The organism is Streptomyces sp. NPDC040718, from assembly GCF_055593565.1.
This window is the reverse complement of the sequence record NZ_JBVIXO010000002.1, coordinates 472,546-485,653: the sequence shown is the minus strand read 5'-3', so window position 1 is coordinate 485,653 and position 13,108 is coordinate 472,546. Positions and strand designations below refer to the sequence as shown.

Genomic DNA, 13,108 nt, shown 5'->3' with positions numbered 1-13,108 from the left:
TCAGCCTCAGTACGAGAAGGCCATCGGCCGGTCGGGGTTCTTGTCGTCCCCGCCGATCCTGGTGGGCGGGTTGAGGTCGGCCTCGGTGAGCTCGGGCGGGCCTGCCTTGACGTACTTCACGAGGAGCCGGACCTCGATCACCGCGAGCACGGCGTAGAGCAGCGTGAAGCCGATCATCGAGGTGAGCACCTCGCCCTGCGAGACGTTCGGCGAGACCGCGTCCCTGGTGCGCAGCACTCCGTAGACCACCCAGGGCTGACGGCCCATCTCGGTGAAGATCCAGCCCCAGGAGTTGGCGATCAGAGGGAAGAGCATGGTCCAGAGCGCGGTGATCCAGTACAGCCGGGCGAACTTGGGGCTGAGCGCCTTCTTGAAGAGGACGAGATGGGGGACCTCGTCCTCGGCGGTGCGCAGCGCCGGCGGCAGCAGGAACCGCTTGCGGGTCAGCCACAGCCCGAGCATGCCGATCCCGAGGGAGGCCATGCCGAAGCCGATCATCCAGCGGAAGCCCCAGTACGCGACGGGGATGTTGGGGCGGTAGTCGCCGGGGCCGAACTTCTCCTGCTCGGCCTTGTTGACGTCGTTGATGCCGGGGACGAAGGAGCTGAAGTCGTCGTTGGCGAGGAAGGACAGCAGGCCCGGGATCTCGATGGCCACCTTGTTGTGGCCCTTCTCCACGTCTCCGTAGGCGAAGACGGAGAAGGGAGCCGGCGCCTCGCCGTCCCAGAGTGCCTCGGCGGCGGCCATCTTCATGGGCTGCTGCTTGAACATCACCTTGCCGAGCAGGTCACCGCTGATCGCGGTACCCATACCGGCGATGATCATGACGACCAGGCCGAGCCGCAGCGAGCTGCGCATGACCGGGACGTGCTTCTTGCGCGCGAGGTGGAAGGCGGCGATGCCGACCATGAACGCGCCGCCGACGAGGAACGCGGCCGTGATGGTGTGGAAGAACTGGGTGAGGGCCGTGTCCTGGGTGAGGACCGCCCAGAAGTCGGTGAGCTCGGCCCGGCCCCGCTCCTCGTTGATGCGGTAGCCGACCGGGTGCTGCATCCAGGAGTTGGCCGCCAGGATGAAGTAGGCGGACAGGACGGTGCCGAGCGACACCATCCATATGCAGGCGAGGTGGATCTTCTTCGGCAGCTTGTCCCAGCCGAAGATCCACAGGCCGATGAAGGTCGACTCGAAGAAGAAGGCGATCAAGGCCTCGAACGCCAGCGGCGCGCCGAAGATGTCACCCACGAATCGCGAGTAGTCGGACCAGTTCATACCGAACTGGAACTCCTGCACGATGCCGGTGACGACACCCATCGCGATATTGATCAAGAAAAGCTTGCCCCAGAACTTCGTGGCCCTGAGGTACTTCTCCTTCTCCGTCCGGACCCACGCGGTCTGCAGGCCGGCGGTCAGCGCGGCGAGCGAGATCGTGAGCGGCACGAAGAGGAAGTGGTAGACGGTGGTGATTCCGAACTGCCAGCGCGCCAATGTCTCAGGCGCCAAAGCTAGGTCCACGTCGTCTTCTCCTTGTCGTCGCCGTGGTCACAGCGGGCAGTCTGCCTGGCGGGTTCCTCCCCATACCGGGAGAAAGCAGGACACGCTTGTGAACGCGTTCACATTCACAAGCATTATGTCCTACCGCCTGCGGCCCCAATCGGCCGGGGTCCCCCGTATCGGCCACTAGCCAAGGATTTCAACAGATTGTTGAATGCGGCCCATGCAGATTCGAATCTCCTGGCCTGCGGGCCTGCTCACCGCGACCCTGGACGAGACCCCGACCAGCAAGGCGCTGGCCGCGGCCCTCCCGATCTCCGCCTCCGCGAACACCTGGGGCGAGGAGGTCTACTTCGACACCGGGGTCTCCGTGGCCCTGGAAGACGACGCCCAGCAGGTCGTCGAGCCCGGTACGGTCGCTTTCTGGACCGAGGGCGACGCACTGGCCCTGCCCTACGGCCCCACGCCCATCTCGCGCGGAGGCGAGAGCCGCCTGGCGAGCCCCTGCAACGTGCTCGGCTCGTTCGACGGCGACCCCCGCCTCCTGGCCACCGTCCGCGACGGCGACCCCGTCCGCGTGGAACTGGTCTGACGGCCACGGCTCCCCGCGGCCGGCATCCCGGTCACCGGACCACGGCCCTCCGGCCGCGACCCTGACTACAGCTCCTTGAAGAAGGCCTCGGCCGTGTGCAGGAAGAGGTCGTTCGCCTCGGTCTCACCGATCGTGACCCGCAGGCCCTCGCCCGCGAAGGGCCGGACCACCACACCGGCCTTCTCGCAGGCCGCCGCGAACTCGGCGGTGCGCTCCCCCAGCCGCATCCACACGAAGTTGGCCTGGGTGTCCGGAACCGTCCAGCCCTGCGCGAGCAGCGTCTCGTGGACCCGGTTGCGCTCGCACACCAGCGCCCCGACCCGGCCCATCAGCTCGTCCTCGGCCCGCAGCGAGGCGACCGCCGCGTCCTGGGCGAGCTGGCTCACACCGAAGGGCACCGCCGTCTTGCGCAGCGCCGCGGCCACCGGCTCGTGCGCCACCGCGAAGCCGACGCGCAGGCCGGCCAGCCCGTACGCCTTGGAGAACGTGCGCAGCACGGCCACGTTCGGGCGGTTGCGGTAGAGCTCGATGCCGTCCGGGATGTCGGCGTCGCGCACGAACTCGCGGTAGGCCTCGTCCAGCACCACCAGGACGTCCGAGGGCACCCGGTCCAGGAACCGCTCCAGCTCGGCGCGGCGCACAGCGGTGCCGGTGGGGTTGTTGGGGTTGCAAACGAAGATCAGACGGGTCCGGTCGGTGATGGCGGCCGCCATCGCGTCCAGGTCGTGGACGTCCCCGTCGGTCAGCGGTACCTGCACCGACGTCGCCCCGGAGATCTGGGTGATGATCGGGTACGCCTCGAAGGAACGCCAGGCGTAGATGACCTCGTCGCCCGGGCCGGCCGTCGACTGGATCAGCGACTGGGCCACACCCACCGAACCGGTGCCCGTGGCGATGTGCTCGACCGGCACGCCGAAACGGTCCGCCAGCTCGTTCACCAGCCCGGTGCACGCCATGTCCGGGTAGCGGTTGAACCGGCCCGCGGCGGCGACCGCGGTCTCCAGGACCCCCGGCAGCGGCGGATACGGGTTCTCGTTCGAGGACAGCTTGAACGCGACGGCCCCGCCCGCGGCGGCGGGCTTGCCGGGCTTGTAGGTGGGAATGCCGTCCAGCTCGGCGCGCAGCTTCGGGCTCTTCTCGCTCACCGCAGGTCCTCCTCGACCGTCCCGTCGACGTCGCCGTCGACTCAATACTGCTCACCTTATGAGGATTCCGCCGATCCGAGAATGGCGGGCGCCAGGAACACAGGGGGAGCGCACGCATATATGCGCGCGCCGGTGGCCTGCGCCGTGGCGCGCGTCCCTCGTGCAGGTGAGTTGAGGGCGATCCGAGACGGCTCCGTTTTGGCATGCTCGTACCCGCCGACAGGCCACACTCTCGACACCAGGCGCCAAATACCTTTAATTCCAAGGTCATTGGGGGTGGCGAACCATGCAGAATCGTGCCTGTCAACGCGTGCATATGCACCCGAACCACCCTCCCTTCCGAGCCCTACTATCGGCTCGCCATGACAGCAGCAGGGAAGCATCAGGTGAGCCGGACCGAGACCACCCGGCGGGTCGGCGGCCGACAGGGCCGGGCCGGCATCAGGGACGTGGCCGCCGCGGCGGGCGTGTCCATCACAACCGTCTCCGACGCGCTCAATGGCAAGGGGAGGCTGCCCGACGCCACTCGCCGCCACGTCCGCGAGGTCGCCGACCGGCTGGGGTACCGCCCCTCCGCCGCGGCCCGCACCCTCCGTACCGGCAAGTCGGGCCTGATCGGCCTGACCGTGACCACGTACGGGGATGAACCTTTCACCTTCACCGAATTCGCGTACTTCGCGGAGATGGCACGGGCCGCCACCTCCGCGGCGCTGGCCCGCGGCTACGCCCTCGTCATCCTGCCCGCCACCTCACGACACGACGTCTGGTCCAACGTGGCCCTCGACGGCACCGTCGTCATCGACCCCTCCGACCACGACCCGGTCGTCAGCGAGCTGGTCCGCCAGGGCCTCCCTGTGGTCTCCGACGGCCGCCCGGCGGGCACCCTCCCCGTCACCGCCTGGGTGGACAACGACCACGAGGCCGCCGTACTGGGGCTCCTCGACCACCTCGCCGCCGCCGGAGCCCGCCGCATCGGGCTGCTGACCGGCACCACCACCGACACCTACACCCGGCTCTCCACGACCGCCTACCTCAACTGGTGCGAGCGCGTCGGCCAGGACCCCGTCTACGAGTCCTACCCCGCCCACGACCCGTGCGCGGGCGCCGTCGCCGCCGACCGGCTCCTCGCCCGCCCCGACCGGCCGGACGCCGTGTACGGGCTCTTCGACCCCAACGGCACCGACCTCCTCGCCGCCGCCCGGCGCTACGGGCTGCGGGTCCCCGAGGACCTGCTCCTCGTCTGCTGCAGCGAATCCACCGTCTATGCCAACACCGAGCCGCCCATCACCACGCTCTCCCTCAAGCCCCGTCGCATCGGCACCGCCGTCGTACAGCTGCTGATCGACGCGATCGAGGGAGTGGACACCGGACGCCCCGTCGAGCAGGTCGTGCCGACCGAGCTGATCATCCGCACCTCCTCGCAGCGCAGAACGCCCCGCACCACCGTCAGCCCGCCCCGCTCACCGGCCCAGGACTGACCTCCACACCGTCACATGGGCGGGGCCGACGGCCCCTCCGAGGATTTCCCCATCGCCGAAATCGGAACAAAAGGGCAGGAAGGAGAGGTTCCGGCCAGGATTCACCACCCCTGGTGCGTCACAGAGCGCGAGCCGCATTCCTATGATGGGCGCACGACATCACGGACCCTCCGCCCAGGAGGTGAGGAGGGTCCGCAGGTGTACGGCAGCGCGACGGTGGTGGAGGGGTCGATGACTCAGGGGGCCGGTCAGGGACCCGCGATGCGGACGGACACGCTGCGGGACTTCCGGGTGCCGGTCGCCGAACCCGCGCCGTACGCCGCGCCCGCCGCACTGTCCGGCGAGCCCCCCGTGTACGGCGAGTACCCCCCGTACTACGAGGAGAGCGCGCCCGTGCCCCCGCGGCCCGGGTACGCCCCCGACCTCCCCGCCGGGACCCCTCCCGCCCACCCGGGCACGGAGACCGTCCCGCAGCAGCACACCGCGGGCGACGGCGAGTACGGCGACGGCGGTGACGACGGCTACACGCCCACGCAGCGCGACCTGCCCGTCATCGTCCGCGGCCCGGCCGGCGGCCCCGGGGACACCGTGCAGGTCCAGTACGTCCCCCAGGAGACCCCGGGCTCCGGCCCCGGCCCGCTCTACGTCGTGGGCGACGTACACGGCTACCTGGACGAGCTGATCCGGGAGCTCCAGGCCCAGCAGCTCATCGACGCCGAGTGCCGCTGGTCCGCCGGCAACGCCCGGCTCTGGTTCCTCGGCGACTTCACCGACCGCGGCCCCGATGGCATCGGCGTCATCGACCTCGTCATGCGGCTCTCCGCCGAGGCCGCCGCCGCCGGCGGGTACTGCAAGGCGCTGATGGGCAACCACGAACTGCTCCTGATCGGCGCCAAGCGCTTCGGCGACACCCCCGTGTCCTCCGGCGCCGGAACCGCCACCTTCCAGGCCGCCTGGCTGCTCAACGGCGGCCAGCGCACCGACATGGAGCGCCTGGAGGACGTCCACCTCCAGTGGATGTCCCGCCTCGACGCGGCGACGCTGCAGGACGGCCACCTGCTGCTGCACTCGGACACCACGGCGTACCTGGACTACGGCGACTCCATCGAGGACGTCAACGACACCATCCACGAGCTGCTCAACCGCAACGACGCCGACATCACCTGGGACCTCTTCCGCAAGTTCACCAAGCGGTTCGCCTTCCGCGACGAGGAGACCGGCCCCCAGGCCGTACGGGAGCTCCTGAGCACCTACGGCGGCGGCCGCGTCGTCCACGGCCACAGCCCCATCCCGTACCTGCTCGGCGAGGTGGGCGCCGAGGACGGTGAGGACTCCCGCGGACCGGAGGCCGTGGACGGGCCGCACGTGTACGCGGAGGGACTGGCCATCGCGATGGACGGCGGCGTGACGATGGCGGGCAAGCTGCTCGTCGTTCAACTACCTCTGCGCGACTGAGCGTTCTCGGAGCGGGGTATTTCAGCAAAGCCCCTGTCACGGCGTGGCAGGGGCGCTCTACCATCGCTCTATCCGTAGCAGGCTCTCCTCCGTTTGTGCCGGAGCCCCGGATCTACGCGGGCATACCGGCATGTACGGAGCATCGGGGGATGCACATGACCAGCGCTCCGCACCTGCTCACCGAAGACCGACCGGAGTTCGACCGGCTCCTCGACGAGGCACTGCGCACCGCGGACGAACGGCCCGAACTCGCCACCCTCGGCGAACGGCTGAACGCCGAACAGCTGCGCACCATGGCACTGGCCGCCACCACGCTCCTGACCGCCGCGGCGGCCGCCGAGTACGACCACTACGTGAAGGTGCGGGAGGAGCTGCGCGACGGGGCCCTGTCGGCTCCCGGGACGGCCGCCGAAGACGGCGCCGAGGACCAGGACGGCGGGGCCGGCGTGAGCGCCGTGGTCGGCGTCCTCGCACCGGTCCTGGCGGGCACCGCCATGCTGATCTTCCTGCTGGTGGGATACAGCCTCAAGATGATCGACCCCGCCCCCGCCTTCGCGGAGACGATGCTGACAGCGGGCTGGCTCTTCGGCGGGCTCACCGTGGCCGCCCTGCTGTTCGCCGTGATCGGCCTGCTCGTGACGGCCCTGCGCAACAGCTCCACCGAGGTCGGGGCGGAGGAGAGCGCGCCGATACCCGACGAGCTCTCCCGCGCCCGTGAGGCCTGGCGCAACGCCCTGCTGGAACGGGGCATCGTGCCGTTCCTGCGCGACGCCCTGGCCGACCCGACCGCCGGACCGGGCTACCCCGTACCGCGCACACCGGGGGCCGGGCGGATCCCCAGCCTGGGCTACAGCCGCCCGGACTTCACCAGCCCGGGCCCGGCCTCCCAGGGCCCCCGCCCCGGCTACAGCTCGCCGGACTTCACCAGCCCGGATTTCGGCGGCCCGGACCACGCACCGGAGTGAGGCCCCGGGCCCGTTTCACGTGAAACAGTCTGTTTCACGTGAAACATTCGCCCGTACAGACGGGTTCTCCCGAAGCGGCGAAGGCCGGCCGACGACTCCCCCCGGATGCCGTCGGCCGGCCCTCTCCTCACCGGTCAGTCGGCCAGCGGCAGGTAGACCCTGTTGCCCGAGGCCGCGAACTCGGCGGACTTCTCCGCCATTCCCGCCTCGATCTCATCGGCCTTCAGATCACCGCCGTGCTCGCGGCGGATGTCCTGCGAGATCTTCATCGAGCAGAACTTCGGACCGCACATGGAGCAGAAGTGCGCGGTCTTGGCCGGCTCGGCCGGGAGGGTCTCGTCGTGGAACTCACGGGCCGTGTCCGGGTCGAGGGCCAGGTTGAACTGGTCCTCCCAGCGGAACTCGAACCGCGCGTCCGACAGGGCGTCGTCCCACTCCTGGGCACCCGGGTGGCCCTTGGCCAGGTCCGCCGCGTGGGCGGAGATCTTGTAGGTGATGACGCCGGTCTTCACGTCGTCCCGGTTGGGCAGGCCCAGGTGCTCCTTGGGCGTCACGTAGCAGAGCATCGCGGTGCCCCACCAGGCGATCATCGCGGCGCCGATGCCCGAGGTGATGTGGTCGTACGCGGGCGCGACGTCCGTGGTCAGCGGGCCGAGCGTGTAGAACGGCGCCTCCTCGCAGATCTCCTGCTGGAGGTCGATGTTCTCCTTGATCTTGTGCATCGGGACGTGGCCCGGGCCCTCGATCATCGTCTGCACGTTGTGCCGCTTGGCGATGGTGTTCAACTCGCCCAGCGTCTTCAGCTCCGCGAACTGCGCCGCGTCGTTGGCGTCCGCGATGGAGCCGGGACGCAGGCCGTCGCCCAGCGAGTACGTGACGTCGTACGTCGCGAGGATCTCGCAGAGCTCCTCGAAGTTCGTGTAGAGGAAGTTCTCCTTGTGGTGCGCGAGGCACCAGGCGGCCATGATCGAACCGCCGCGGGAGACGATGCCGGTCTTGCGACGGGCCGTCAGCGGCACGTACGGCAGCAGCACGCCGGCGTGGACCGTCATGTAGTCGACGCCCTGCTCGGCCTGCTCGATGACCGTGTCCTTGTAGATCTCCCAGGTCAGGTCCTCGGCCCTGCCGTCGACCTTCTCCAGCGCCTGGTAGAGCGGCACGGTGCCGATCGGGACCGGGGAGTTGCGCAGCACCCACTCGCGGGTGGTGTGGATGTTGCGGCCGGTGGAGAGATCCATGACCGTGTCGGCACCCCAGCGGGTCGCCCACGTCATCTTCTCCACCTCCTCCTCGATCGAGGAGGTGACCGCGGAGTTGCCGATGTTGGCGTTGACCTTCACCAGGAACTTCTTGCCGATGATCATCGGCTCGATCTCCGGGTGGTTCACGTTGGCGGGGAGCACCGCGCGACCTGCGGCGATCTCCTCCCGGACGACCTCGGGGGAGACGTTCTCGCGGATCGCGACGTACTCCATCTCCGGGGTGATCTCCCCCCGGCGGGCGTACGCGAGCTGCGTGACGGCGGCGCCGCCACGGCCCCGGCGGGGCTGGCGCGGGCGGCCGGGGAAGACCGCGTCGAGGTTCTTGAGGCCCCCGCGCGGAGAGGTGTGCTTGATGCCGTCGTCCTCGGGGCGGACGGGGCGTCCCGCGTACTCCTCGGTGTCGCCGCGGCCGATGATCCAGTTCTCGCGCAGGGGCGCGAGGCCCCGGCGGACGTCGGTCTCGATCTGCGGGTCGGTGTACGGCCCGGACGTGTCGTAGAGCGTCACGTCCTTGCCGTTGGTGAGGTGGACCTGGCGGACCGGCACCCGGATGTCGGGGCGGGAGCCCGCCACGTAGCCCTTGTGCCAGCCCGGCTGGCGCTCGGTCTGGCCGTCGGCGTCCTGGCTGACGGCAGGCGTGCGTGCGTCCTGAATGGTCATGAGACCTATCTCCCTACGCCGGCATTACCCGGTAACAGGTTCGGCGGTCGACGCAGCCTCCTCCCGTACGCATTCTCATGCGCGTACGGTGATCAGCGCCCTCTCAGCCCGGTGCTCCGAGCTCCCGCGTTGTGCAAAGTAGCCCCCACGTTAGCGTCGTGTGTGGCGTGCTGAACAGTGGGCCCCCTCATCTCTTGCGATGATCTGCCGGTGACGTCCTCGCCGCAGCCTCCCCACGAGCCCACAGAGCCCTTGGGCCACACCGGCCACGAGCATGCGTCCCACGGGCATGCCTCAGCCTCCTCCCACGGGCATTCCCACGGCCCCGGCCATGGCCACGGTCATGGCCACGGTCATGGCCACAGCCACGGCCACGGGCCCGCGGCTCCGGTCTCCAAGCACCTGCGCAAGGTGATTGCCGCCGTGCTGATCCCCTTCGCCGCCGCCGTCTTCATCGGCATGGCCGTGCTCTGGCCCGGCGGCGCCCCCGCGCACGAGCGCACCGGGGTGGGCTTCGACCGCCAGACCCAGCAGGGCAAGGTCGTCGCTCTCGCGAAGGTCGACTGCAAATCGGTGAACGCGGCACAGGTCCCTCCCACGGGCGACACGTCCACCCCCGAGGGACGCGAGGCCCAGGCCGCCCGGACCGGCGAGTGCAAGAAGGCCACGGTCGAGGTGACCAGCGGACCCGAACAGGGCCGGGCCTTCTTCGAGATCGTCCAGCCAGGTGCGCCCCGGCAGTTGGAGAAGGGCCAGGAGGTGGTGGTGGCGTACGCGCCGGACGCGCCCCGGGACCTCCAGTACTCGGTGATCGACCTGAACCGGAAGTTGCCGATGGCGCTGCTGGCCGGCATCTTCGCCGTCGCGGTCGTCGTGGTGGGCCGGATGCGCGGCCTCTTCGCGCTCATCGCGCTCGTCGTCAGCTTCGGGGTCCTGACGCTCTTCATCCTCCCGGCGATCCTGCAGGGCTCCAACCCGCTGCTCGTCGCGGTCATCGGCGCCAGCGCGATCATGCTGATCGCCCTCTACATGTGCCACGGGCTGACGGCGAGGACCTCGGTCGCCGTCCTCGGCACGCTGGTCTCGCTCCTGCTGATCGGGCTGCTGGGCTCGCAGTTCATCGGCTGGGCGTTCCTGAGCGGCAACACGGACGACAACACCGGTCTGATCCACGGGCTCTACCCGAACATCGACATGAGCGGCTTGCTGCTCGCAGGCGTCATCATCGGATCCCTGGGCGTGCTCGACGACGTGACCGTCACTCAGACGTCGGCCGTCTGGGAACTCCACCAGGCGGACCCCGACATGGGGCCGCGCGCGCTGTACCGGGCGGCCATCCGGATCGGCCGCGACCACATCGCGTCAGTGGTGAACACCCTCGTCCTGGCGTACGCAGGCGCCGCGCTGCCCCTGCTGCTGCTGTTCTCGATCGCCAACAGCAGCATGGGTACCGTGGCCAACAGCGAGCTGGTCGCGGAGGAGATCGTGCGGACGCTCGTGGGCTCCATCGGGCTCGTCGCCTCGGTGCCGGTGACGACGGCGCTGGCGGCGCTCGTGGTCTCCGCCGACCGGCCCGGACCGGCGGCCGGAGCGAGCGGGAGCCCGGCCACCGGTCCGGCCGCCGCACCGGCCCGCGGCGGCCGGGGCAGGCGCCGGCGCAAGCGCTGAAGGGCGGGCCGGCGGCCGGAACCTCCCCGCCCCTGCCTCAGCCGGCCTTCCGCTCGTCGTGCTGCGATTCGGAGAGGATCTTGCCGAGCGCCTGGTCGAGGCTCTCCTCGAAGTCGCCGAGGTTGCGCTCCTGACCGAGCGGAACGAGCCGGTCGGTCCGGTCGAGGAACGCGACGAGCGGCCCCGCGCCGGCCCGGAACAGGGCCCGGTCGCCACCGACCTGAAGACGGATGTGGACGTCGGACAGCTCCTCCGGATCGGTGGGAGCGATGTGCACGTCGCCGTCACCGCTGGGCTTGTTGATGCCGTCGAGAAGCAGCTCCCGGCCGAACGCCCAGGTCACCGGGGCGTCTCCGGGAAGGTGGAAGGTCAGGCGGACCGCGTAGGGATCACGGGCGTCGTACCGGAGCTCCACCGGGATGCGGAACGCGAGCTCCTCGGAAACGAGGAAGCTCATCATGACCTCTGCCTGTACCGACTCGCGCATTGCCTACCCCGCTGTTGTGGAAGTGGCCAGGAATGGTCCCCCAGGGCCCTCTTGACAAGGGTGGTGGAAGCGCCAGCAGATCACAAGGAGTGAGTTTTCAGATACTGATAGAGAAGGAGAGGGTGCTCAACAGCGCGCCTACTTCACTCCGTAGTCGATCAACTGCATAGAGCAATCGATCTTCTTGGTGCAGGGGAAGGGAAATCGCCATGGTCGCAGCGGCATCGCCGGCCGTGATCGGGATGGCCGCACACACCGTGCCGAGGGCGTATTCCTGACGCTCCGTAACCGGCTGCATCCGTTCCAGGGAGCCGATCCGCTGCTCCAGCGCGTGCATGTCCCGCACGGTGTAGGGCGTGATGCTCTCGACCGGGTGCCGGTCGTAGTAGTCCCTGCGCGTCTTCTCGTCGAGCTGGCCCAGCAGGCACTGGCCGATTGCATGGGCGTGGCCGGTCGCGCGGAAGTCGGCCCACTCCTGGCAGGCCGGGTTGGCCGGGGTGTCCGAGACACCCACGACCTCGATCTCACCCTCGCGGTAGACCGCGAAGTAGACGGGGGCCCCGACCGCGTCACGGAAGTGCGCGAGCGAGTCGAGGATCATGCTGCGACGTTTCTGCTGAAGTCCACCGCCCGCCAGCCGGCCGGCCGCGTCGCCGAGGACGAACACCCCGCTCTCGCGACGCAGATAGCCCTCGTGCGTCAGGGTGCGCAGCAGGTGGTACGCGGTGGGGAGCGGGAGCCCGGCTTCGCGCGCCAGCTGTTTCGCCGGGGCTCCCTCGCTATGGGACCCCGCCGCTTCGAGGAGCCTCAGCGCCCGCTGCACCGAACCGATCAGGGTCGGGACACCGGGATTGTGAACCGAAGACAAAGCTCACCCCCAGGCGTGGCGGCGGGCCTCGGGGTGGCCCGCTCTGCGGGGGCCGCCCCCAGGGAACGGCGCGGATCGCACCCTATCGGCCGGTTCCCGGCGTTTGGGCCGTTCGGCCGGTCCCGTTCCCCCGCCTGGGTCAATCCCCTTACCCGTTGGGGGAAGGTCGCGGACGGCGGTCCTACCAGTCGCTGGAGGAGGCCTTCGCTCCGCTGCCGCTGCCGGTGAACTTCTTGACCACGAAGATCAGACCGCCGACGAGGGCGACGAAGAGCAGCGCCTTGAAGGCGAACGAGATCAGCGCGCCGAGGATGGAAGTGACCACTCCGCCGAAGACGAAGAGCGCCAGCAGCGGAACGGCGACCCACTTGACCCACCAGGGCATGCCCGCGAACATCGCTCGGATCCCGTCCATGTTCCTACCTCTTCCTCGTCCGTGACCCCGTGAGTTCGTGACTTCGCGAGTCCGGGTCGGTTTCTTTCCTCGCTCTCGATGCTAGGAGGCGGCGGCCCCGGACAGGGGGCCGCGAGCCCCCGGAACCCCCTGACCCGCCCCCTAGGGGGATCAGGGGCACGACCCTCAGACCGGCGGCCGTCCCGGCCGCACCCGGCCGTACCCGGCCCGTGCTCAGCCCTCCGGCGGGGAGAAGACGACCACCACCTTCAGGGGCTCGGTGATGTGGTGGAACTTGTGCGGCACCCCGGCCGGGACGTAGACGACACTGCCGTTGGCCACCACCGTCGTCTCCTCGCCGACGGTGATGGAGGCCCGTCCGCTCACCACGAAGTACACCTCGTCCTGGTGGTGCGGCTGCTGCGGGTCGCTCTGCCCGGCGTCGAGCGCGTAGAGCCCGACCGACATGTTCCGCTCCCGCAGGAACTGCAGGTAGGCGCCGTTGTTGGCGGCCCGCTCCGCTTCGAGCTCGTCCAGCCGGAAGGCCTTCATCTTCGCTGTGCCCCTTGCTCTTGCCCGGTGGTGCCCCGGGATCCGCTGATCTGCCGATGCCCGGCCCGGATCTTCTCTGCCACGATCAGAC

At 69.6% G+C, this 13,108-nt stretch carries 12 protein-coding genes; 5 read left to right on the top strand and 7 right to left on the bottom strand.

Annotation, left to right across the window (positions count from 1 at the left end):
* Nucleotides 1-6: 6 nt before the first annotated feature.
* Complete coding sequence (locus ACZ597_RS07675) at nucleotides 7-1,512, bottom strand: cytochrome ubiquinol oxidase subunit I (protein WP_471326286.1); 1,506 nt, start codon at nucleotides 1,510-1,512, stop codon at nucleotides 7-9.
* A gap of 202 nt (nucleotides 1,513-1,714) precedes the next feature.
* Here ACZ597_RS07675 and ACZ597_RS07670 point away from each other — a divergent pair, with 202 nt between their 5' ends.
* The gene (locus ACZ597_RS07670; protein ID WP_285547817.1) at nucleotides 1,715-2,083 is read left to right on the top strand and encodes a cyclophilin-like fold protein; all 369 of its coding nucleotides are present in this window, start codon (nucleotides 1,715-1,717) and stop codon (nucleotides 2,081-2,083) included.
* Nucleotides 2,084-2,148: 65 nt separating this feature from the next.
* On the opposite strand, the gene hisC is transcribed toward ACZ597_RS07670, so the two are convergent.
* Nucleotides 2,149-3,228 (bottom strand): histidinol-phosphate transaminase, encoded by a 1,080-nt coding sequence (hisC, locus tag ACZ597_RS07665; protein ID WP_471326283.1) that lies wholly within the window; start codon nucleotides 3,226-3,228, stop codon nucleotides 2,149-2,151.
* Nucleotides 3,229-3,590: 362 nt separating this feature from the next.
* Here hisC and ACZ597_RS07660 point away from each other — a divergent pair, with 362 nt between their 5' ends.
* The 3 genes from ACZ597_RS07660 (at nucleotide 3,591) to ACZ597_RS07650 (ending at nucleotide 7,126) form a co-directional block, all read left to right on the top strand.
* Nucleotides 3,591-4,706 carry a LacI family DNA-binding transcriptional regulator gene (locus tag ACZ597_RS07660; protein ID WP_007265278.1) on the top strand — a complete coding sequence of 372 codons (1,116 nt, stop codon included), beginning with the start codon at nucleotides 3,591-3,593 and terminating at the stop codon, nucleotides 4,704-4,706.
* Between the two features lie 216 nt (nucleotides 4,707-4,922).
* Complete coding sequence (locus ACZ597_RS07655) at nucleotides 4,923-6,161, top strand: metallophosphoesterase (protein ID WP_471326800.1); 1,239 nt, start codon at nucleotides 4,923-4,925, stop codon at nucleotides 6,159-6,161.
* A gap of 149 nt (nucleotides 6,162-6,310) precedes the next feature.
* Entirely contained in the window at nucleotides 6,311-7,126 is an 816-nt protein-coding gene (locus tag ACZ597_RS07650; protein WP_471326279.1) for a hypothetical protein, read from the top strand.
* Nucleotides 7,127-7,260: 134 nt separating this feature from the next.
* Here ACZ597_RS07650 and thiC read toward each other — a convergent pair whose 3' ends face one another.
* Nucleotides 7,261-9,048, bottom strand: coding sequence for a phosphomethylpyrimidine synthase ThiC (gene thiC / locus ACZ597_RS07645; RefSeq protein WP_470841936.1), 1,788 nt, complete (start codon nucleotides 9,046-9,048; stop codon nucleotides 7,261-7,263).
* Between the two features lie 177 nt (nucleotides 9,049-9,225).
* On the opposite strand from thiC, the gene ACZ597_RS07640 reads away from it, so the two are divergent.
* Entirely contained in the window at nucleotides 9,226-10,716 is a 1,491-nt protein-coding gene (locus ACZ597_RS07640; RefSeq protein WP_471326276.1) for a YibE/F family protein, read from the top strand.
* Between the two features lie 37 nt (nucleotides 10,717-10,753).
* Here the strand turns inward: ACZ597_RS07640 and ACZ597_RS07635 are convergent, their stop codons facing one another.
* The 4 genes from ACZ597_RS07635 to ACZ597_RS07620 all read right to left on the bottom strand — a co-directional run bounded on the left by ACZ597_RS07635 (nucleotide 10,754) and on the right by ACZ597_RS07620 (nucleotide 13,017).
* Nucleotides 10,754-11,203: an SsgA family sporulation/cell division regulator gene (locus tag ACZ597_RS07635; RefSeq protein WP_471326273.1), complete on the bottom strand. Its 450-nt coding sequence runs from the start codon at nucleotides 11,201-11,203 to the stop codon at nucleotides 10,754-10,756.
* Between the two features lie 97 nt (nucleotides 11,204-11,300).
* Nucleotides 11,301-12,026, bottom strand: coding sequence for an IclR family transcriptional regulator (locus ACZ597_RS07630; RefSeq protein WP_471326271.1), 726 nt, complete (start codon nucleotides 12,024-12,026; stop codon nucleotides 11,301-11,303).
* Between the two features lie 226 nt (nucleotides 12,027-12,252).
* Entirely contained in the window at nucleotides 12,253-12,477 is a 225-nt protein-coding gene (locus ACZ597_RS07625; protein WP_470975037.1) for a DUF5326 family protein, read from the bottom strand.
* A 222-nt stretch (nucleotides 12,478-12,699) separates the two neighbouring features.
* Nucleotides 12,700-13,017: a cupin domain-containing protein gene (locus ACZ597_RS07620; RefSeq protein WP_471326268.1), complete on the bottom strand. Its 318-nt coding sequence runs from the start codon at nucleotides 13,015-13,017 to the stop codon at nucleotides 12,700-12,702.
* Nucleotides 13,018-13,108: the final 91 nt, after the last annotated feature.

Excerpts from the sequence above, each read along its gene's own strand:
- ACZ597_RS07660 (WP_007265278.1), top strand. The coding sequence starts at position 3,591 with ATGACAGCAGCAGGGAAGCATCAGGTGAGCCGGACCGAGACCACCCGG.
- ACZ597_RS07650 (WP_471326279.1), top strand. The coding sequence starts at position 6,311 with ATGCACATGACCAGCGCTCCGCACCTGCTCACCGAAGACCGACCGGAG.
- ACZ597_RS07670 (WP_285547817.1), top strand. The coding sequence starts at position 1,715 with ATGCAGATTCGAATCTCCTGGCCTGCGGGCCTGCTCACCGCGACCCTG.
- thiC (WP_470841936.1), bottom strand. The coding sequence starts at position 9,048 with ATGACCATTCAGGACGCACGCACGCCTGCCGTCAGCCAGGACGCCGAC.
- ACZ597_RS07620 (WP_471326268.1), bottom strand. The coding sequence starts at position 13,017 with ATGAAGGCCTTCCGGCTGGACGAGCTCGAAGCGGAGCGGGCCGCCAAC.
- ACZ597_RS07635 (WP_471326273.1), bottom strand. The coding sequence starts at position 11,203 with ATGCGCGAGTCGGTACAGGCAGAGGTCATGATGAGCTTCCTCGTTTCC.